We start from the raw sequence: 20426 nt of genomic DNA, 5'->3' as shown, positions 1-20426 counted from the left end.
GACAGCCGGCACGGCCCGCTGCCGTGCTCGGTCGACGAGGGCTCAGGCCGGGCGCTTGTCGGTGGGCTCGGCTTGCGGTTCTGGGGTGTCGACACGCTCCGATGCGATCGGAGTCGCCGGCTTGTCGGCGTCCGGCTTCGGGTCGGTCTTCATTTCCTTGACCTCGGACTTGAAGATCCGCATCGACTGGCCCAGCGAACGGGCCGCGTCGGGAAGCTTCTTGGCGCCGAAGAGCAGAACGAAGACAGCGATGACGATGATCCAGTGCCAGGGTTGTAAACCGCCCAATTTGGTTACCTCCAGACGTCTGGGGCGAGTCTACCCGCCCGCCTCGACGCCGACGTCATACGCACGCAGTGCGGCCACCGCCGATTCGCGAACCCGCTGGGCCAGCGTTTCCGGCGACACCACCTGGACTCCTGAGCCGAAACCGAGAACGAAGCGGGCCATCCAATCGTCGGAGGCGTAGGTCATCGCGGCCTCGCATGCCCCGTCAGGCAGCTCGCGGACCACCCGAAGCGGGTAATAGTCGAACATCCAGGACGCCGAGCGGTCGATGAGCAGCGTCGCCGACGGCAGCGAAGGGTCCGCGTCGAACAGTGAGGTATCGGGTGGTGCCTGCACGGCGGGCTCCGGCGGCGCGGACGGCTCGTCGAGCACCGACGCATCGACGATGCGGTCGAAGCGAAACAGCCGCACCCCTTCGGCGGACCGGCACCATGCCTCCAGATAGCTGTGCTCGTCGATCAGCACAACGCGGATCGGGTCGACGATTCTGCTGGTCAGCATGTCGTGAGAGGCGGAGTAGTACTCGATGGACAGCGCCCGGCCGCCCCGCACCGCCTCGCGGACCGCGGCCGCGGCCTGGCTCTCCACCGGCGCGGGCTCGTCCACGGCGGTGGCGTCCGAGCCGTGGTTGACCGTGCCCGCCGCGGACTCGATCTTGGCGATCGCGCTGCGCGCGGCTTCGGGGTCGACCATTCCGGGCACGTCGACGAGTGCCCGCAGTGCAACCAGCACCCCGGTGGCTTCCGGTGAGGTCAGCCGGAGAGGGTGGTCGATGCCCGCGGAGAACGTGACCTCGATGGTGTCGCCGGAGAACTCGAAGTCGATCAGGTCGCCAGGCCCGTACCCCGGCAGCCCGCACATCCACAGCTGGTTGAGGTCGTCGCGCAACTGCTTCTCGGTCACGCCGAGATCGGACGCCGCCTCCGCATAGGTGATCTTCGGGTTGGCCTGGAAGTACGGAACCATGTTCAGCAGCCGGACCAGCCGCTCGGAAATCGGGCTCACCCTCGTACCTCCGCGTGCGCTCGCAGCCGGTCGAGCACCTCATCGCGCAGCGCCTGCGGCTCGAGCACGATGGCGTCGGCGCCGTAGCTCGCGATCTCGCGCGCCAACCGGTCGGACATTCCGATGTCGACGACGATTTCCTCACCGCTGCGGCCGCCGAGTTCCCGCGGGCCGACCACGATGGCGCTGCGGCGCAACGCGGTGGCCCTGCCGTCGGCGACCCACACCTTGGCCTGTGTTCCGCTCGGCGTTTCGCCGATGACCTTGTGCACGATCTCGCGCAGGTCCACTCCCTGCGGCGGCTCGACCGCACCGGCCGGGCCGACGGGCTTCACGTCGGAACCGATGCGCGACAACCGGAAGGTTCGGGTGGCGTCCCGGTCTCGGTCGTGGCCGACGAGGTACCAGCGTCCGCGGTCGGTGACCACTCCCCACGGTTCGACGGTGCGGGTCGTGTACGGCTCGCTGCGCGCGGGCCGGTGCGGGAACTGCACAGCCTGGCCGGAGTTGATGGCGGACAACAGGATTCCCAGCACCTCCTCACTTCCACGGATGCCGGGCATGCCTGCCGTTGAGGTGATGGCGATGCCCGCGTCTCCCGCGTCGACGTCGACGCCCGCCGCCCTCAGCTTGAGCAGGGCGCCCTGCGTGGCGGTGATCAGTTCGGGCGACTCCCACAGTTGGGTGGCCACCGCGACGGCGGCCGCTTCATCGGCGGTCAGGTCGACGGCGGGCAGCGCGTAGGCGTCGCGGTTGATCCGGTAACCCTCGGTCGGGTCGAACTGCGAGGCCCGCCCGGTTTCGAGCGGGATGCCCAGATCGCGCAGTTCGTTCTTGTCGCGCTCGAACATTCGCGAGAAGGCCTCATCGCTTGCGGTGTCGGAGTAGCCGTAGACCGTCTCGCGGATCCGCTCTGCACTGATGAAGGTGCGGGTCGACAGCAGCGCGATGACGAGATTCATCAACCGCTCGACTTTGGAGATCCCCACGGCTTCACAGCTTAGGGCGTGCCGGGGCGACCGCTATGCAGTGGTGAGCGGGATGAAGCGGCGAAGCTTCCCGGTCACCGGATGGCGGTCCAAGCGGTCGACCGTCCTGACGATGACTTTCGGGCGACGCAGACCGCCCGCGACCAGCGCGCGCGCCAGACGATCAGTCAGGCTGGCCATGTGGGAGCCGGCGTCAGTCACGACGAACACATCGACGCCGCATCGGGTCTGGTGCACCTGGTAGTCGATGACCTCGGGTGTCTTCACCATCACGGATCTGATCGCGATCGGATGTATGGCCACGGTGCCGTAATACAGCACGTCGTCACTGCGTCCCTGAACGCGTGCCATTAGATGGCCGTGGTCGGCCGCATCGGCCTGTCGGATGAAACTGTCGGTCAGCTCGTAGCGGATCAGCGGCTGGGTGAGGTTGTACAGGTTGGTCAGAAGGACCTTTGCCGAAGGCGCGCCCTCGGCCACGGGGTTGTTGTCGGCGTCGACCAACTCGACGATGCACAGGTCGGAGTTGAACATGAAGACATCGTCATCGGCAGAAGTCTTGCCGAACAGGCCCTCCGTGGATCCGAAGCCGTCCAGGACGGGAACGCCGAACGCGTCGCGAATGGCGGCGCGCATCTCGGGCAGCAGCGTCTCGCTCGTCGAGCTGACCGCCACCGGTGCGATCCGGAGGCGGCCGGCGGATCCTTCTGCGGCGAGGCGGACCAGCATCGAGGCATAGCCGGCAAGGACTGTGGGCCGCAATGAGTTTAAGCGGTCAACGATCTCGTCTACTGGCAGTGTCGCGGGCACCAGGTGAGACCGGACTGGCGCCGCGCCTGCGCACGTGAGGGCGGCAAGCATGCCGGTGGCATGCACGGCGGACGGCGAGGCGACAAGCGCCATTCGTGGCTGCACCCCCGGCGCAGCGGCCATTGGATTCACCGGACCAGGCTGGCGGGTCACCGACAACATGAATGCGCTGGCCGCCGCACGATCGAGAACGAAAATTCCGCGTCTGCCAGAGCAACCACCCGACGCCAGCGCGATGTACTCGTCCAGTATCGGAACTGGTTCGTCATCAGTGGCCGCCAGCGTCGACTCCACAGTCGCGCGCCGCAATCGGCGATCGGTGAAGACGTCGTCGAGGCTGTCCATCATTTGAGCCTTCGTCATCACGGGCAGCGCTGAGAGGTCGTCGGGCTCAACTCGCTCGATGTCGATGTCCGCCAATCGAAGTCGATGGAAGGGGGAGTGTTCGGCCGCCCGCCGAAGCAACGTGCGGAGGCCGTCGCGCTGTGCGCTCTTGATTCGGTCTGCGCTCCACGACATCCGGTCGAATTGATCGACGACGCGTGTGAGTATCCGTTCCTGGAGGTCATCGCGGAACGGCTCCCAGTCCCGGAATCTCATCATCGATCCTCGAGCCCGAGCGCGCGCAGCAGGAGCTGCTCAGCATCACCCTCAGGTAGCGCATCCGGGTTGGCAGCGCGCTCCAATGCAGCTCCGACCGCACCGGCCTGGACGAACTCAGCGATCGAACGAACGGGTACTGGTGGCTTGAGACCAATTGGCTCATACAGCTTTTCGAATGCCGACGCGATGCCGTCCAGTGTTCGCGAATGCGCTCGGGCATATCGGACACTGAGTTCCGCATCTCGCATCGCGATCGCACGGAACTCGGCTAACAGGTATGGCCAGCCGGGTTCTGCCGCCGCGTCCTGCTGACCAGCGCGCAACAATGCGCGGACACCGTCCGCACCGGCGAATTTCTCCGCAATCTGATCGTTCTCCACGGCCCGGTCTTCGATCCTGCGGTCGAGCAGCGCGAAGAAAAGATCTGCCTTACTACCGAACTGCGAATACACCACGCCGACCGAGAAGCCGGCCATATCTGCAATCGCGTCCACGCTTGCGCCGGCGTAGCCACGTTCAAGGAACACTTGGCGGGCGGCAGCGAGGACGAGGTCCCGATTACGGGCGACTTGTTCAGCTCGACGCAGCCTCGGCATGTGCATCATTAGATAACGCTATTATTTGAATGTCAACGCTATGCGAAAATCCCGCTTGGGTTTCCCCTTCGTGCCGGCTCTACGGTGAGTCATGGGCACTCGATGGCAGGACACCTCGCTGCCCCGCGGCGACGACTACGACGACCGCTGGCGAAAGCTGGCTGCCGCGGGCCGAGGCATCCACGGCGAGGCCGATCTTGTCGAAAACCTGTTGCGCGACTCGGGCGCGACGCGGGTACTGGACGCGGGATGCGGCACCGGTCGGGTGGCGATCGAGCTGGCGCATCGCGGCTTCTCAGTGACCGGGATCGATTCCGACGCGGCGATGCTGCACACCGCTCGCGCGAAGGCACCCGAATTGGATTGGGTGCACGCCGATCTCGTCGAGATGGACAGCCATGTGGATACCGAGTTCGACGTCGTGGTGGCGGCGGGCAACGTGATGATCTTCCTCGCGCCGGGATCAGAACGCGGGGTCGTCGACCAACTCGCGAAGCGCCTGGCGCCGGACGGACTGCTGGTCTCCGGATTCCAGCTCAACACGGGGCGGTTGACGCTGGACCGCTACGACGAGTACGCCGCGGCTGCAGGCCTCGAATTGGTGCACCGCTGGTCAACCTGGGACCGCAAGCCATTCGACGGGGACGACTACGCCGTCTCCGCGCACGCGAGGAGCAAATAGGCATCCGCGCACGCGAGGAGCGTGCCTACATCGAGGCGATGAGCCGCTTGACTCGCTCGTCGACGGAGCGGAACGGGTCCTTGCACAGCACGGTGCGCTGGGCCTGGTCGTTGAGCTTGAGGTGAACCCAGTCAACGGTGAAGTCGCGGCCCGCCTCCTGTGCTGCGCTGATGAACTCGCCGCGCAGTTTCGCCCGCGTGGTCTGCGGCGGGGTGTTCACCGCGTCCTCGATCTCCTCGTCAGTGGTCAGCCGCGTTGCCAGACCCTTGCGCTGCAGTAGGTCGAAGACGCCCCTGCCGCGCTTGATGTCGTGGTAGGCCAGGTCCAGCTGGCTGATCTTGGGGTCGGACAGCTCCATGTTGTAGCGGTCCTGGTAGCGCTGGAACAGCTTGCGCTTGATGACCCAGTCGATCTCGGTGTCCACCTTCGCGAAGTCCTGGCTCTCGACGGCATCGAGCTGACGCCCCCACAGGTCGACGACTTGTTCGATCTGCGGGTTGGGCTCACGGGTCTGCAGGTGTTCGACGGCGCGTGAGTGGTACTCGCGCTGGATGTCCAGGGCGCTGGCCTGCCGGCCGCCGGCCAGCCGCACCGGCCGCCTGCCAGTCAGGTCGTGGCTGACCTCGCGGATCGCGCGGATCGGGTTGTCCAACGAGAAGTCGCGGAACGCCACCCCGGATTCGATCATCTCCAACACCAGCGCGGCCGTGCCCACCTTCAGCATCGTGGTGGTCTCGCTCATGTTGGAGTCGCCGACGATGACGTGCAGGCGCCGGTACTTCTCCGCATCGGCATGCGGTTCGTCGCGGGTGTTGATGATCGGGCGGCTTCGAGTGGTCGCCGACGAGACGCCCTCCCAGATGTGCTCGGCCCGTTGGCTCAGGCAGAACGTGGCGGCCTTCGGAGTCTGCAGCACCTTGCCTGCCCCGCAGATGAGCTGGCGGGTGACCAGGAACGGCAGCAGCACGTCGGAGATCCGGGAGAACTCGCCTGCCCGCACGATCAGATAGTTCTCGTGGCAGCCGTACGAGTTTCCCGCCGAGTCGGTGTTGTTCTTGAACAGATAGATGTCGCCGCCGATGCCCTCGTCGGCCAGCCGCTGTTCGGCGTCGACCAGCAGGTCCTCGAGCACCCGTTCGCCCGCGCGGTCATGGGTGACGAGCTGGATGAGGCTGTCGCATTCGGCGGTCGCGTACTCGGGGTGGCTGCCGACGTCGAGGTACAGCCGTGCGCCATTGCGCAGGAAGACGTTGGAGCTGCGGCCCCACGACACCACACGGCGAAACAAATACCGTGCGACTTCGTCGGGGCTCAGCCGCCGGTGCCCATGAAAGGTGCAGGTCACACCGAATTCGGTCTCGATGCCCATGATCCGCCGCTGCACCTCATCGAGCTTACGGGGTGGTTCGGAATGGCGGCGCATCAACCGCGGCGTTGCGGGGCCTTAAACCGGGTGTGGCCCGCGCAGGCGCCTGTGGATAACGTCAGCGCCGCAACGCGGCGATCTGCCAGCATGAGGCATGGGGGGAAACACCGAAGTCGATTTGAACGCTCTGCGTGCCGTCGCCGACCACGTCACCGAGGCCGCCGACACGATCGCCGGGTTGCATTGGCCCGCAACGCCGGTCGATGAGCTGCGAGGATCGTCGACCGGCGCCGTGCCCGCTCCCGATCTGATCGCCGCCAAGCTCACCGACGTCATCGCGAACATGCGCGGGTGGGCGGTCGCGGCACGCATGGCCGCCGACGCGTTCGAGCGCGCCGACAAGAGCAGCGCCGACCGCTTCCCGCGCAGGTGAATCGACCGACCGTCGCGCAGGCGGAGGCCTGGGACCCGGACGCACTGCGCAGGACCGCCGACGACTGGGACGCCGCGGCAGCTGATCTGCAGAGCCGCGTCGACGCGGTCGTGCACACGATCGCCGGCAGCCGCGACTTCTGGTCCGGGTCCGCCGCGCAGGCGGCCCGCGGTGACGGCGGCACCATCGCGGCGGGCGGCGCCGTCGCGACGCGGTGCCTGATCACCGCCGCCGTCGCCGCGCGTGACGGCGCCGCGCAGCTCGGTTCGGCACGAGACGATCTGTTGGCTCTGCTGGCCGCCGCACGAGCCGACGGATTCGCGGTCGCCGACGACGGTGTCGTCACCGGCGGCAGCGCGTCGCCGCTCCTGGTTTCTCTGGTCGGCGGCAGCACCGCGGTGACCACCGACGTGCTGACCGCGAGGGTCGTTGCCGCCCTCGACCGGTTGGGGGCAGCCGATGCAGACACCGCACATGACATCACCGAGGCGCTGAGCCCGTCTCATGCACCGCAGGCACCGACTGCGCCCGCTGGTGCGTGGCCGGCTCCGCTGGCCGACGTCGTCGCGGGTTGGCCAACGATCGGGCAGGACCGGATCGCGAACCAGATCGTCGCGATGACACCCGAACAGCGCCAACGCCTCATCGACGAGTTCCCCAAGCAGGTGGGCAACACCGACGGTGTGCCGTGGGACATGCGGATGGCAGCCAACCGGGTGAACATCGCGCAAGCGATCGCCGACGAGGGACGTACCGCTGGTCCGGGAACGCAGGCCCGCGTCGCGTTCTACCAAGATCTGCTCGCCGAGGTCGACGACCCCGCGCGCAGCGGCCGCCGGGTCGATCGCCAGATCCTCGCCTTCGACCCGGACAGGGCGTCGCTGATCGAGTTGAACGGAAACCTGGCCGCCGCAAGGAGTGTCGCGGTCATGGTCCCCGGCATGAACACGACGATCGAAGACTCGGCGGCCAACACGAGAACAGCCAGGCGGTTCGTGTCCGCCACCCGCGGCGAGGTCGCGACCATCACCTACCTCGGCGGCGCCTTCCCGCACGGCGCCAACGTGGCGACCGGCGTCGTCGATGCGGCGGATCCGCGCTACGCCCTCGACATGGCGCCGCGCCTGGCGGCTTTCAGCGAGGACGTCGACCGCACGGTCGACGCCACCGGGCGCGCCATCCCCGTCACCTACATCGGCCACTCCTACGGCGGTTCGATCCTCGGCACCGCAGAGGTCTTCGGTCTGACCGCCGACCGCACGCTGTACCTGGCAGCCGCGGGGGCAGGCGTGGGTGTCGACGATCCATCCGACTGGCACAACCGAAACCCGGACGTGCTGAGGTTCTCGATGACGGCTCCGGGTGACCTCATCGGGGTGGTGCAGGGCAACCCGGCCAGCCCGCACGGCGCCGATCCCGACCGGATGCCGGGGGTAATCCATTTGGCGGCCGGTGATTACGACGACGGCCGAGCCGTGGCCGGTCCGTGGGCGCACACTGACATGGTTGACGTCCCCTCGGACTCATGGCGCAACATTCTGGCGGTCATCACCGGTGATTCGCCGACCCTGCACAAGACCGGCTGAGCGCCTCATCCTCGATCGCGTTCGACCCAACCAAGGCGCCGGCTGATCACCTCTGCGGCGGCCGTCGTCCTCTTGGCCACCTCCGAGAACCGGTCCTCACCGAAACGATAAGCCGGTCCCGAAACACTAAGTGCCGCAACAATGTTCGATCCAGAGTCGTAGACGGGGGCAGATACGGCGTTCAGGCCGATCTCGAGTTCCTCGACAACGGTGGCCCATCCGCGCTCACGCACGGTTGCCAACTCGCGCTCCAGATCCGAGATCCGCACCACGGTGTTCACGGTGAATGATTCCAGCGTGGCGGGCAGCCGGTTGCGGACCTCGGCCGGTTCGAGCCCGGCGAGCAGTACCTTGCCGCTCGACGTGGCATGCGCTGGGCAGCTCTGACCGACCCAGGTCCGCAGGGTGATCTGCTCAGGACCGATCGCCTCGACGATGTTCACGATTCGGGCTTCGTCCAGGATCGCCAGGTTCGTCGTCTCTCCCACGTCCGGAGCGAGCGCGTCGCAAACGTCCTGGCTGAGTTTCACCAGATCGAGGTGACCACTGCCCGCTCTGGCCAGCCGTGAGATCGCGAACCCGAGCCGGTACTTGCCGCGCTCGGAGGTCTGCTCGACGTAACCTCGCGACTCCAGCACGGTGATCAGCCGCGACACCGTCGACTTGTGCACGCCCAGCTCAGCGGCGATCTCGGTAGCACCGGCCCGCCCCAGCGTCGCCAGGATTTCCAGCACCAACAGCGCGCGGTCGACCGATTGAACCGCGGCTTCGGCCCGCGCAACCGGCTTCTGCTCCCCCATGACCGGCAACCCTATCCGGGTGGGATTCCGACGTTGCGGACCCGTCGTTGCACGCCGACGATTTCTCGCAGCCCCTCGTTCAGCAGGCTGCGATTCAGCGGGGAGAGTTCAGACATCGTGATCACGTCGCCGGGCGTATGGCCCGCAGCTACCTGGGCGACCTGATGGGCCATCCGTAACCGCTGCAGCATCACGAAGACATCGGACAGCGTGTCGGCGTCGTTGTCGCTGATGGCGCCCGCCTGTGCGGCGGCGCTCAGTCGCGCTGGTGTGGAAGCCGATCCGACGTCGGCGCTCAGACCACCCCATCGCGCGAGGTTGACGATCGGGGTTATCGCGTGCTGCTTCAGGTCGAATGTGCCGCCGCGCCTGGACAACACGTCGCGCAGCGACCGTGTCTTCACCCTGGCGGCCAGCGCGTCGAGGCGTTGCAGCCGCAGGGCCTCGGAATGGTCATCGCGCATGGAGCGGTAGGCGGCGGGAACGGTGTGCAGCGATGCGTCGCCCCACACCACCCGCCCGTCGATGAGCAGTGACGACATCATCAGGCCCTGGCCGCGCAGAGGATCATCGAGCCAGCCCTTAGCCGCGGCGAACCACTCCGACTGCGAGCGCGAGAACAGCGGCTGATACGCGACGGCGCCGTTGCGGTCCGATGGCAGCCCGCAGCCGTCGAGGATGTCGTGCGTGCGAACCGCGATGGCCCGCAGTTGTGCACTGGCCGAGGACATGTCGTCTGGCCACGACAGCGCGCTGTCGACATCCGAAGACGGCACCGCCTCACGCCGTGCGACGCTGCCGAGCGTCAACCAGGCGAACCCGTCGACATCGCCTCCGACCTCCACGAGCGCCAATTCGAGTGCCCTTCGCACCAGGCTGTCGATGACCACCGACAGGATCGCACTGGTCGCCGACGCCTTCGTGCCGTTGCGGAACAGGTCTGCGGCCACCCCGGTGACCCGCTGCCCGACCTGCTGCAATTCCGCCGCGTCGGCGGCCAGTCCGATGGAGCGGCGAAGGATGAAACTCTGCCTGGCCGACGCAGCCAGCAGGTCCGCGTCTTCCAGGACGCCGACGACCTCTCCGCGCGACGTGACGACCGGCATATGCCGAAGGCCGCACTCCAGCATGTCCATCAGCACGGTCTCGGCGGTCAGGTCCGCGGTGACACGGCGGGCGGGCGCGCTCATCACCTGGGTGATCGGCGCGTCGATCGAGACACCGGCGGCGACCACCCGGGTGCGCAGATCGCGATCGGTGAAGATGCCCAACTCGCCGTCCGGCAGCCGGATCAGCGCGTAGGACACGTGGTGCGCGGTCATCCGGCACACCACGTCGCGCACCGAGGCGTCGGGCCCGACGACAAGCACCTCGCCGTGTACCAGTTCGCCGACCGGCCTGCTGTCGGTCGTCGGCGCGATCGTCGGGCGGTCGGCGCGGCTCACGTTCCACGCCGTCGACGCCAGGAACGCCAGACCCGCAGGCTTGGCGAACTGGGCCCGCACGACGGCACCCGGCAGCCGGATCAGCGTGCTGGGTATGGTGGCTCGCGCCACGAATTCCATTCCGCCACCGGTGAGCAACGGCGTGTAACCGAAGATGCCGCCCGGCTCGACGGCATCGATTGTGGTGGCGTCGGCACTGGCCTGGAGTGTCACCTGCCCGCTGCGGACCATCCAGACGTCGCCGGGCACGTGTTTGGCGTAGTCGGCGACGATAGCGCCGACCGGAAATTCGACCAGCTCCGATTCGGCGGCGAGGTCGGCGAGCTCCTCGTCGGCCATCGCCTGAAACGGCGTGTGCTCGCCGAGGAACGCCGTTAATTCAGGACTGCCGGATGAGGTCGGCACACTTCTCCGCCATCGTCATCACCGTGATGTTGGGGTTGACCGCAGGCAGCTTCGGCATCGCGGACGCGTCGACGACGCGCAGTCGACTGGTGCCCTTGACCCGCAGCTGCGGATCGAGCACCGCCATCGGGTCGGCGACCGAGCCCATCCGCGCCGTCGCCGCGGGGTGATACACGGTGTTGTGGCATTGATGGATGTAGTCGAGCAGTTCGTCGTCGGTCGTGGCGTCCGGACCAGGCGCGAGCTCGCGACCCACCCACGGCGCCAGCGGCGCCTGCTCGGCGATCGTGCGGGCCAACCGGACGCCGGTCAACATGATGCGTTCGTCGTAGCCCTCGGGGTCGGTGAAGTAGCGCGGGTCGACACGGGGACGATCGCGGAAGTCCGGGCTGCGCAGCCGCACCATGCCCCGCGACCGGCCCTGAGTCACGTTGGGCGTCAAGCAGAATCCGTTGTCGGTCGTCGGATAGCCACGGCGCAGCGTGTTCATGTCGAACGGCACGCTGCCGTAGTGCATCATCAGGTCGGGTTGAGCCGGACCTCCCCCGGGCGTCTCGTCGACGCAGGTGAACAACCCGATCTCCCACCATTGGGTGGACGTCGTCACCATCGGTTTGGACGCCTCCCAGAACACCAGGCCCTCGACATGGTCGTCGAGATTCGATCCGACACCCGGGGAGTCGACCCGGACGTGGATGCCGATCTCCCGCAGGTGCACGCTCGGGCCGATTCCCGAGAGCATCAACAACTTCGGCGTATCGATCGCGCCGGCCGTGACGATGACCTCGCGCCGCGCCGAGACGGTGTCGGACCCCGTCAGATCGGGGCGCAGGTAGCGGACGCCGGTAGCGGATACGGTGTCATCGAAGAGGATCTCGGACACCCAGCAGCCGGTGCGCACCTGGAGGTTGCGCCTCGATTCCAGGATCGGATGCAGATACGCATGCGAGCTGGACATCCTGGTGCCGTCCTCGGCGGCGTTGATCTGGAACCAGCCCGCGCCGTTGCGGACGGTCTCGCCGCGATTGAACCCGACGGTTGGCATGCCGACCTTCGCCGCGGATTCCAGAACTGCTGCCCCGCATGGATCTTCGGGCGGCACGTCTCGCAGCAACACCGTCTGCTTCAGCCTGTCGGTCAGCGGCAGTACCTCGGCGGCGCTCCAGCCGTCGGCGCCCATCGTTACCCATTCGTCGAGGCATTCGGCGGGCGGCAGGAACGCGATGCACGAGTTGTGCGACGAGCAGCCGCCGAGCACCCTGGCCCGTGCGTGCCGCATGAACGAGTTGCCGCGTTCCTGGGGCTCCACCGGATAGTCCCAGTCGTAGCCGGAATCCAGCAGGTGCATCCATTCGGACAAGACCAGGATGTTGTCGTCGCCGACGTCGGTCGGCCCGGCCTCGAGCACGCACACCGTGACGTCCTGGTCCTCCGACAACCGCGCGGCAAGCGCGCAGCCGGCGGTGCCACCACCGGCGATCACATAGTCGAATGTGCCGGCGTCGTGCGCCATCTCACGCCTGCTCGAGAGGCTTCTGTGCCTCGGCTACGGTCGCCGCGGCGTGCGATTCCAAGGTCCCGATGTGATGGCGGCCCTTGATGAAGTACCACAGCAGGCCGGATCCGAGGATGACGCCGATGTAGACGAAGGCGCCCCAGGTGTTGTACCAGGGCTCGCCGTACACGTCGGCACGCGGCCACGCCAGGTTCAGCGCCATCAGTGCGCCCCAGGCCACCGCGAAGATGTTGACCGGAAGCCCCCATCGACCCATGGAGAAGTAGCCACCCTCCTTGAGATCCTTTGGTGGCCATTGGCCCTGCAGTCGCTTCTTGAGCATCGGGCCGGTCACCATCAGGTAGGCCAGATAGATCATGATGATGGCGATCGACGTCAGCACCGTGAAGATCTTGGGCTGACCGATGTTGATCACCAGGATGATCGCCGCGATCAGGCCGATGACGATGGCCGGGATGATCGGCGTTTGCGTCTTCGGGTGGACCCTCGCGAGCTTCTCGCCGAACGGCAGCGCGTTGTCACGCGCCATCGCGAACGTCAGCCGGATGGCCGCGGTGTGCACCGCGAGCGTGCACACGGTGACCGCGACGACGATGCAGACCAGGAAGATCTTGCCCAGCGGTCCCCACATCACCGCCTCGACGATGTACTGAAGGCCACCGCTGCTCTCGCCGATCTGCGGGTCGTCCAGGTTGGGCGCCGACATCACCGCAAACACCAGGATTGCGCCGCCGATGACGAACGAGGCGAGAATCGCCCGGAAGATCGCCTTCGGCGCGGTGCGGCGCGGGTCGACCGTCTCCTCGCCGAGCGAGCTCGCGGTGTCGAAGCCGTACATCACGTACAGCGATGCCAGCGACGCGACGAGGAAGGCCCCGAGGTAGCCGTAGCTCTCACCGGCGCCGTAGCCCTGCGTCGAGAAGAAGATGTCGGGCCCACGCTTGATGTTCAGCGCCAAGATGATGGCGATCAGCACGGCGGCGATCAGCTCGATGAAGACGCCTGCGCTGTTGATCCTGGCCATCAGCTTCACGCCGAGAGCGTTGATCACGGTGGTGAACACGATCAGCACGCTGCCGAGAACCACGGCGTTGGCGGCGAAGTCGTACTCGCCGCTGCCGTCACCGATGATCTGGAATCCGCTCCAGATTCGCGGCAGGTTGAGCTGGTAGGCCAGCACCACCGCGGAGATCGTCACGATCGACGCCGTCAACATCAACCAGCCCGACGACCAACCGACAAGGCGGCTGCCGAGTTTCTTGCTCCAGTTGTAGACCGATCCTGCGACGGGGTACTTGGCTGCCAGCTCCATGAAGCACAACGCCACGGCCATCTGCCCGACGAACACCATCGGCCACGACCACAGGTAGGCGGGTCCTCCTGTGCCGAAGCCGAAGTAGAACAACTGGAATGTGCCGGTGAGGATGGAGATGTAGCTGACACCCGCGGCGAAGCTCGCGAACTTTCCGATGCTGCGATCCAACGATTGCTTGTAGCCGAAGTCCTCCATGCCGCTATCGGCATGCGGATCCTTGATCACCATGACTAATTCTCCCTAACCCTTGAACCAGCCGGCCGGCTTTGGCGCGGTGTTGTGCCAGATGTGTTTCATCTCTTGATATTCCGCAAGCCCGGTTGGCCCGAGCTCACGACCGTTGCCCGACTTTCCGAATCCGCCCCACTCCGCCGCCGCGGTGTAATAGCCGAAATCGTTGAGCCAGACCGTGCCGTGCCGAAGTGCCCGCACCACACGTTCGCCCCGCGCCTGATCGGACGTCCGAACGCCCGCCGCGAGACCGTATTCCGTGTCGTTACCGAGCTCGATCGCCTCGGCTTCAGTCGTGAACCGCTCCACCGTCAGAATCGGCCCGAAGGTCTCCTCGGCGACGATTCGCATCGACCGGTCGCACCGGTCGAAGATCGTGGGTCGGTAGAAACTGCCTGTGGCCAGAGCTGCGTCGCTCGGCCGGGCACCACCGGTGACCAGTTTCGCACCCTCGGAGATCCCCTGCTGGACAAAGGCTTCGATCTTCGCGCGCTGTTGCTCGGAGACCAGCGGGCCGGTTTCGCTTGCCGGGTCCATCCCATCGCCCATCTTGATCTTCTCCGCGCGCGCGGCAAGCTCGGCGACGAAGTCGTCGGCGATGGATTCCTCGATGATCAGCCGGGTGCCTGCCGAGCAGACCTGTCCGGAATGCAGGAACACTCCGGTGAGGACGTGGTCGACAGCCGCGTCCCAATCACCCGAGTCGGCGACGTCGGCGAAGACGATGTGCGGGTTCTTGCCACCGAGTTCGACAGCCACCTTGGTGACATGCTCGGCAGCGACCTTGGAGATGGCCTTGCCGGTGGCCACCCCGCCGGTGAACGAGATGAAGTCGACGTCGGGGGTATCGGTGAGGGCGGCACCCAGCGTGGCGCCGCTGCCCTGCACCAGGTTCAGCACCGAGTCCGGCACACCGGCCTCTTGGCAGAGGTGCGCGAACGCGATCGTCGTCAGCGGCGTGACCTCGCTGGGCTTGGCCACCATCGTGCAACCGGCGGCCAGCGCGGGAGCGATCTTCCAGGACATCTGCAGCAGCGGATAGTTCCACGGCGCGATCAGCACGCACACCCCGATGGGTTCACGCACCACCCGGCTGATCACTGCGGGATCGCCGACGTCGACGATGCGGTCCGACTCGACCGCGGCGAGCTTGCTGTAGTAGCGGAACACCGAAGTGACATCGTCGATGTCGATTCGACTCTCGGCCAGTGTCTTACCGGTGTCCCTGGTCTCGAGTTCGGCCAGCGACTCCTTGTCGCGCTGAAGGAAATCTGCGATCCGGTCGAGGAGCGCGGCACGGTCGGCGACGCTTGTGGCCGGCCACTGGCCGTCGTCGAAGGCTTTTCGCGCTGCGGCCACGGCGTCGCGCGCATCCTCCGGGGTGGCTTCGTCGACCACCGCGGCGACGCTGCCGTCGGCAGGGTTGACGATCTCGCGGGTCCTGCCGTCGGACGCGTGCCGCCACTTCCCACCGATCAGGAGATCGGGTTCACCGTTCATCTTGCTCACCTCGCTATGCGGAGCAGCTCCGCGACGCCGTCAGGCACCGAGACGGGACACTACCCACTCATGGAACTCCGCGATGTGATGTTCGGCAGGTACGAGCACACCACCTTTGCGGTAGGCGCGGGAGGACATTGACGGCTGAGTTCGCTCGCACGCCTCGAAATCCTGCTCGTTGACCCGGTGGAACAGCTCGACAGAGTGCGAGACGTCTCGACCGGAGGACAGCACATCGCCGGTGTAGAGCCAGTCGCATTCGACGATGGTCCGCGATGCCGACATCGGGAACATCCGGTGGAAGATGATGTGGTCGGGAACCAGGTTGATGAACACCGTCGGCTTGACGGTGATCGCGTAGTAACGACGATCCTGCTCTGCGGTGATGCCAGGAAGGCGGTCGAACCCCTCTGTGCCGTCCACCGTGAATCCGGCTACCTCCGAACCGAATTCGGCGCCGAAACCGATATTCGCCTGAGCGGCCATACCCTTGGCGAACTCCGGCAGTACACCGACGAGCTCGGGATGGATCGAGCTGCAGTGGTAGCACTCCATGAAGTTCTCGACGATCAGCTTCCAGTTGGCCGACACGTCATAGACGACGCGATGACCGACGTCCAGGCCGCCGATGCCGTAGCGGTTGATGACGTCGGAGTCGCCGAGTGTCCTGGTCGTTTCGGCTACCACGTCCTCGAACGGTGGCGGGGTGTCGGAAAGACACACCCAGGCGTAGCCGAGCCATTCGGTCAGTGCGACGGGGACGAGGCCGTATCGGTACCTGTCGATCGCCGCGCCGGTCTCGTCGGTCAGCGACGCGATGTTGGGCGCGGCCATCAACTTGCCGTCCAGCGCGTAAGTCCACGAGTGATAGGAGCAACGAATGCTGCGCTTCACCTCGCCTTCGGGTTCTGTGCACAGCTGGGCGCCGCGGTGGCGGCAGACGTTCAGGAACGCCCGCAACAGTCCGTCGCGACCGCGCACCAGCAGCACGCTTTCGCGGCCGACCTGGACCTTCTTGAACTTGCCCGGGGAGGCGAGATCGGAGGACCGCACCGCGCAGAACCAGGTGGTCTCGAAGATGTGCTCCTGCTCCCTGGCGAAGACGGCGTCGCTGACGTAGTAATCGCCTGCCAGCGTGGCTCGTAGGGCGGGAGGTGGGTTCATGGTCGTCATGTGGTCACCAGTCGCTTCGGGTCGAACAACGAGATGGGATGGCCGGTAACGCCGTCGATGGCGAGGTCGGCGAGGATCTCCCCGACGACGGGGACGAACTTGAAGCCGTGGCCCGAGAATCCGCATGCGACGGTGATGTTCTCGGAGTCCGGATGGCGGGCGATGACGAAATGCTCGTCGGGCGTGTTGGAGTACATACACGTCGCCGAATGCAGACACGGCCCGTCGAGTGCGGGCACCACCCGGGCGACCCGGTCCCTCATCTCGCTGATCTCCGCCTCGCGCACGGTCCGGTCGATGGTCTCCGGGGTGCACACAACACCCTTGCGGAAGAACGCCACCTTCACACCGCCGCCGGGGCCGTCGATCGCGGGGAATCCGTATGCCTGCATACCGGTGGAGTCTTCGTGGATCCAGATCGGGTGTTCTTCGAACGGCGTTGTGCCGCCGCGCGGGTCGAACCAGTAGAGGACCTGGCGTTCGACGGTGATCGGGATGCCGAACTCGGCAAGCAGCGCAGGGGCCCATGCGCCGGGGCAGATGACGACTTGCCCCGCGGTGTAGGTACCGCGCGCCGTGGTGACGCTGACACCGCCCGCGGTTTCGCTCCACTCGATCACCGGCTCGCCGAAATGCAGGTCAGCGCCCGCGGATTCGGCGAGGTTGATGTGCGCCGCGACGGTCATCTCCGGCCGCGCGAAGCCGGCCTTCGCTTCGTAGAGTGCAACGTCGCCGGGGTACGGGCTCAGCGTCGGAAACCGGCGACGGATCTCTTCGGCGTCGAGCATCTCGTGCGGCAGGTCCCAAACCTGGCTGGCCCGTTGACTTCCCGCCACCGTCATGGCGTCCGGCGGCCCGATGAACAGGCCGCCCGTCAGCCGGTACACCTCGAGCCCTGTGTCGTTCGCGAGCTGTTCCCACAGTTCGTAGGCCCGCAACAGCAGCGGCACATACGCCGGGTCCTCGAAGTAGGACTGCCGGATGATCCGCGACCCGCCGTGGCTGGACCCTTTGTCGTGTGCGGGCGTGAACTTCTCCAGGCCCAGCACGCGCTGACCCCTGGCGGCCAGATGGTAGGCCGCGGCGCTGCCCATCCCGCCGAGGCCGATGACGATGACGTCGTATCCCATGGTGCTGCTACCTCTTGATCCGTGCCATCTCGGGGTCAAAGACGGGTTCGGCATGCACGGTGGCCGCGAACCGGCTGCCGCGATAGTCGACGGTGACGCCGTCACCCACCTCGGTGTCTGCGGGCAGCCAGGCGTAGGCGATCGTGCGGCCGACCGTCGGCGAATACCCGGCGCTGGTCACATATCCGACGCACCGGTCATCGACGAAGACCGGTTCCTTGCCGAGTGCGACGGCGGTCGGATCGTCGAAGACGATGCTGCGCAAAACATTCTGCGGTGTGGCCGCGCCCTCCAGCGCCGTCTTGCCGATGAAGTCGTCCTTGGACATCTTCACCGCGAAATCCACCCCCGCGGCCGCGGGCTGATGCTCGGCGGTCATGTCCGTCCCCCACAGCCGGTAGGCCTTCTCGATGCGCAGGCTGTTGAAGGCGATCCGCCCTGCCGCGATGACCTCATGAGGGCGACCTGCGTCGAACAACAGATCCCACAGGGCTGGACCGTATTCGGCGCTCGTGTAGATCTCCCAGCCCAACTCGCCGACATAGGACACCCGCAGCATCGTGACGGGGATCGCGCCGAGGTAGGTCTGCAGCGCGCGGAAGTACTTGAACTTCTCGTGCGACAGGTCGTCGGGACACAGCGGTGCCACCATGTCGCGGGCTCGCGGTCCCCACACACCCACGCAGCAGGTGCCGCCGGTGATGTCGCGCAGCGTCACGTCGTCCGGCAGGTGCCTGGACAACCAGTCGAAGTCCATCGGGCCGTTGACGGCAACCTGGAACCTGGTGTCCGCTAGCCGGGCGACGGTGATGTCGCTTCGGATCCCGCCCTTTTCGTCGAGCAGCATCGTGTAGGTGACCGACCCGACGCTCTTGTCGACGTTGTTGGTGGACATCCGTTGCAGGAACGCCGCCGCGCCTGCGCCCGCGACCTCGTAGCGGGTCAGCGGCGTCATGTCATACATCGCGACCCGCTCGCGGGTCCAGTGCGCCTCGGCGATCGAGATCGGCGACCAGAACCGCGACGACCAGTCGTCGCGCTCCGGAAACGCCACCCCGTCGCTGCGAAGCCGTTGCGCCAGTTCGGCGTTCGCCTCGAACCACGCCGGACGTTCCCATCCCGCACCTTCGTAGAAGAAGGCACCGAGCTGCTTGTGCCGGTCGTAGAACGGGCTGGTGCGCAGGCCGCGCAGCGCGTCACGGAACTGGTACGGATGAATGATGTCGTAGACCTCGACGAAGGCCTGCGAGCTTGTCTGCATGATGAACTCGGGGCTGCGGGCCGCGTCCTCGAACCGGTACAGGTCGCATTCGTGCACATCGATCGACGGGGCGCCGTCGACGATCCATTCGGCTGTCGCCTTGGCCACACCGGCGGAGTGGGTCACCCACACCGCCTCGGCCACCCAGAATCCGCTCAGTTCCCGATGCTCACCCATGATCGAAAACCCGTCAGGGGTGAACGAGAAGATGCCGTTGAACGCCTCTTCGACCTTGGAATCACCAAGAGCCGGAATGAGTTCGGTGGCCGCGGCCCAGGCGGGCGCGAAGTCCTCTTCGGTGAACGGCAGCATCGACGGCATCGGCTCGCCTGCGGTGTCGGCCATCAGCGTGGACAAGTCGACCGGCATCGGCCGGTGGCTGTAAGAACCGATGCCGAGGCGGTCGACGTGCTCGCGGAAGTACACGTCCTTGTCCTGATGGCGCAGTATCGGCAGGCCGGCCTCCGACTGCTCGGTGTTGCGGCCGACGAGGGCGGCGATCTGTCCGGTGCGGGCGTACTGGTGCGCCATCGGCACCAACGGGACGACGAGGCCGACCTCCTTGGCCAGCTGGGCACCCCAGAATCCGGCCGCGCACACCACGATGTCGGCGTCGACCACACCGTCCTTCGTGCGGACTCCGGCTACGCGGCCGCCCCCCTCGACGATCCCGACGACCTCGGTGTGCGGCACGAACCGGGCACCGCGGGCGGTCGCGCGGGCGGCCTGGGCTTCGACGGCGCGCACCGCCTTGGCCAGCCCGTCGGCGGGTGTGTGGAAGCCGCCGAGCACGCGGTCGGCGTCGATCAGCGGATGCATCTGCAGGCATTCGGCGCGGCTCAGCAGTCGGCCCTCGATCCCCCACGCCGCCGCCCAGCCTGCCTTGCGGTTCAGGTCGGCCAGCCGCTCCGGTGTGGTCGCCACCTCGAGACCGCCGACCTGGTTGAACACCCGGCCGTCGCGGTGTTCCAACGAGCAGAACTTCTCGATGGTGTAGCTGGCGAACGCGCTCATCGTCTTCGACGGGTTGGTCGCGAACACCAGACCGGGGGCATGGGAGGACGAGCCGCCCGTGGTGAACAGCGGACCCCGGTCAAGCACCGCCAGGTCGGTGTACCCGCGTGCGGTGAGCTCGTCGGCGAGGGCCGCCCCGACGACTCCGGCGCCGATCACGACGACTTTTGGCATGAATGAGCCGATCTGTGGACTGTTGCTCATAGCGCAACGTGTTGTGCAGTGCGCAACACATCGTCCTCCGGCGGGCACGTGGCGTCAACCGGGACACGCGGAAA

At 66.6% G+C, this 20426-nt stretch carries 17 protein-coding genes; 3 read left to right on the top strand and 14 right to left on the bottom strand.

Features of this window, described 5'->3' with window-relative positions; all coding sequences use genetic code 11:
- Window positions 1–42 precede the first annotated feature (42 nt).
- From tatA to QOJ24_RS04905, 5 genes are read right to left on the bottom strand one after another with little or no spacing between them, the layout of a single operon-like run.
- Window positions 43–288, bottom strand: a complete 246-nt coding sequence (gene tatA, locus QOJ24_RS04925; protein WP_526259673.1) for a Sec-independent protein translocase subunit TatA — start codon at window positions 286–288, stop codon at window positions 43–45.
- 30 nt (window positions 289–318) lie between these two features.
- Window positions 319–1293, bottom strand: coding sequence for a helix-turn-helix transcriptional regulator (locus tag QOJ24_RS04920; protein WP_526259671.1), 975 nt, complete (start codon window positions 1291–1293; stop codon window positions 319–321).
- Window positions 1290–2282, bottom strand: a complete 993-nt coding sequence (locus tag QOJ24_RS04915; protein ID WP_526259669.1) for a helix-turn-helix transcriptional regulator — start codon at window positions 2280–2282, stop codon at window positions 1290–1292. Before QOJ24_RS04915 ends, QOJ24_RS04920 begins: the two co-directional genes overlap by 4 nt.
- Window positions 2283–2315: 33 nt before the next feature.
- The gene (locus QOJ24_RS04910; protein WP_526259667.1) at window positions 2316–3692 is read right to left on the bottom strand and encodes a phenylacetate--CoA ligase family protein; all 1377 of its coding nucleotides are present in this window, start codon (window positions 3690–3692) and stop codon (window positions 2316–2318) included.
- Entirely contained in the window at window positions 3692–4300 is a 609-nt protein-coding gene (locus QOJ24_RS04905) for a TetR/AcrR family transcriptional regulator (RefSeq protein ID WP_526259665.1), read from the bottom strand. Before QOJ24_RS04905 ends, QOJ24_RS04910 begins: the two co-directional genes overlap by 1 nt.
- Before the next feature lie 82 nt (window positions 4301–4382).
- Between QOJ24_RS04905 and QOJ24_RS04900 the strand changes: the two genes are divergently transcribed.
- Window positions 4383–4973, top strand: a complete 591-nt coding sequence (locus tag QOJ24_RS04900; RefSeq protein ID WP_526259664.1) for a class I SAM-dependent DNA methyltransferase — start codon at window positions 4383–4385, stop codon at window positions 4971–4973.
- Window positions 4974–4998: 25 nt separating this feature from the next.
- Here QOJ24_RS04900 and pafA read toward each other — a convergent pair whose 3' ends face one another.
- Window positions 4999–6357 (bottom strand): Pup--protein ligase, encoded by a 1359-nt coding sequence (gene pafA / locus QOJ24_RS04895; protein ID WP_526259662.1) that lies wholly within the window; start codon window positions 6355–6357, stop codon window positions 4999–5001.
- Window positions 6358–6493: 136 nt separating this feature from the next.
- Here pafA and QOJ24_RS04890 point away from each other — a divergent pair, with 136 nt between their 5' ends.
- Together QOJ24_RS04890 and QOJ24_RS04885 are read left to right on the top strand one after the other, a co-directional pair.
- Window positions 6494–6772, top strand: coding sequence for a DUF7162 family protein (locus QOJ24_RS04890; RefSeq protein WP_526259660.1), 279 nt, complete (start codon window positions 6494–6496; stop codon window positions 6770–6772).
- Window positions 6769–8358, top strand: a complete 1590-nt coding sequence (locus QOJ24_RS04885; protein WP_526259658.1) for an alpha/beta hydrolase — start codon at window positions 6769–6771, stop codon at window positions 8356–8358. The genes QOJ24_RS04890 and QOJ24_RS04885 overlap by 4 nt, the downstream gene beginning before the upstream one ends.
- A 5-nt stretch (window positions 8359–8363) precedes the next feature.
- Here QOJ24_RS04885 and QOJ24_RS04880 read toward each other — a convergent pair whose 3' ends face one another.
- From QOJ24_RS04880 to QOJ24_RS04845, 8 genes are read right to left on the bottom strand one after another with little or no spacing between them, the layout of a single operon-like run.
- A complete protein-coding gene (locus QOJ24_RS04880) occupies window positions 8364–9158 on the bottom strand; it encodes an IclR family transcriptional regulator (RefSeq protein ID WP_526259656.1) in 795 nt (264 codons plus the stop codon).
- 11 nt (window positions 9159–9169) lie between these two features.
- The gene (locus tag QOJ24_RS04875) at window positions 9170–11008 is read right to left on the bottom strand and encodes a putative nucleotidyltransferase substrate binding domain-containing protein (RefSeq protein ID WP_526259654.1); all 1839 of its coding nucleotides are present in this window, start codon (window positions 11006–11008) and stop codon (window positions 9170–9172) included.
- Window positions 10983–12521 (bottom strand): GMC family oxidoreductase, encoded by a 1539-nt coding sequence (locus QOJ24_RS04870; protein ID WP_526259653.1) that lies wholly within the window; start codon window positions 12519–12521, stop codon window positions 10983–10985. The genes QOJ24_RS04875 and QOJ24_RS04870 overlap by 26 nt, the downstream gene beginning before the upstream one ends.
- A 1-nt stretch (window position 12522) precedes the next feature.
- Window positions 12523–14067: an amino acid permease gene (locus tag QOJ24_RS04865; protein ID WP_526259651.1), complete on the bottom strand. Its 1545-nt coding sequence runs from the start codon at window positions 14065–14067 to the stop codon at window positions 12523–12525.
- 12 nt (window positions 14068–14079) lie between these two features.
- Window positions 14080–15570 (bottom strand): aldehyde dehydrogenase family protein, encoded by a 1491-nt coding sequence (locus QOJ24_RS04860; RefSeq protein ID WP_526259649.1) that lies wholly within the window; start codon window positions 15568–15570, stop codon window positions 14080–14082.
- Between the two features lie 39 nt (window positions 15571–15609).
- On the bottom strand, window positions 15610–16743 hold the full coding sequence (locus QOJ24_RS04855) for an aromatic ring-hydroxylating oxygenase subunit alpha (RefSeq protein ID WP_526259648.1): 1134 nt from the start codon (window positions 16741–16743) through the stop codon (window positions 15610–15612).
- On the bottom strand, window positions 16740–17873 hold the full coding sequence (gene solA / locus QOJ24_RS04850; RefSeq protein WP_526259646.1) for an N-methyl-L-tryptophan oxidase: 1134 nt from the start codon (window positions 17871–17873) through the stop codon (window positions 16740–16742). The genes QOJ24_RS04855 and solA overlap by 4 nt, the downstream gene beginning before the upstream one ends.
- A 7-nt stretch (window positions 17874–17880) precedes the next feature.
- Window positions 17881–20352, bottom strand: coding sequence for an FAD-dependent oxidoreductase (locus QOJ24_RS04845; protein WP_526259644.1), 2472 nt, complete (start codon window positions 20350–20352; stop codon window positions 17881–17883).
- Between the last annotated feature and the right edge of the window lie 74 nt (window positions 20353–20426).

It is taken from the genome of Mycobacterium sp. (assembly GCF_032159775.1).
Classification (GTDB): domain Bacteria; phylum Actinomycetota; class Actinomycetes; order Mycobacteriales; family Mycobacteriaceae; genus Mycobacterium.
The sequence above is the reverse complement of the archived record's forward strand: the minus strand, read 5'-3'. Positions and strand labels throughout refer to the sequence as shown.

Coding starts and splice junctions, on each gene's coding strand:
- QOJ24_RS04900 (WP_526259664.1), top strand. CDS start 4,383: ATGGGCACTCGATGGCAGGACACCTCGCTGCCCCGCGGCGACGACTAC.
- QOJ24_RS04855 (WP_526259648.1), bottom strand. CDS start 16,743: ATGACGACCATGAACCCACCTCCCGCCCTACGAGCCACGCTGGCAGGC.
- QOJ24_RS04910 (WP_526259667.1), bottom strand. CDS start 3,692: ATGAGATTCCGGGACTGGGAGCCGTTCCGCGATGACCTCCAGGAACGG.
- QOJ24_RS04860 (WP_526259649.1), bottom strand. CDS start 15,570: ATGAACGGTGAACCCGATCTCCTGATCGGTGGGAAGTGGCGGCACGCG.
- QOJ24_RS04870 (WP_526259653.1), bottom strand. CDS start 12,521: ATGGCGCACGACGCCGGCACATTCGACTATGTGATCGCCGGTGGTGGC.
- QOJ24_RS04890 (WP_526259660.1), top strand. CDS start 6,494: ATGGGGGGAAACACCGAAGTCGATTTGAACGCTCTGCGTGCCGTCGCC.
- QOJ24_RS04865 (WP_526259651.1), bottom strand. CDS start 14,067: ATGGTGATCAAGGATCCGCATGCCGATAGCGGCATGGAGGACTTCGGC.
- QOJ24_RS04880 (WP_526259656.1), bottom strand. CDS start 9,158: ATGGGGGAGCAGAAGCCGGTTGCGCGGGCCGAAGCCGCGGTTCAATCG.
- solA (WP_526259646.1), bottom strand. CDS start 17,873: ATGGGATACGACGTCATCGTCATCGGCCTCGGCGGGATGGGCAGCGCC.
- QOJ24_RS04905 (WP_526259665.1), bottom strand. CDS start 4,300: ATGATGCACATGCCGAGGCTGCGTCGAGCTGAACAAGTCGCCCGTAAT.
- QOJ24_RS04845 (WP_526259644.1), bottom strand. CDS start 20,352: ATGAGCAACAGTCCACAGATCGGCTCATTCATGCCAAAAGTCGTCGTG.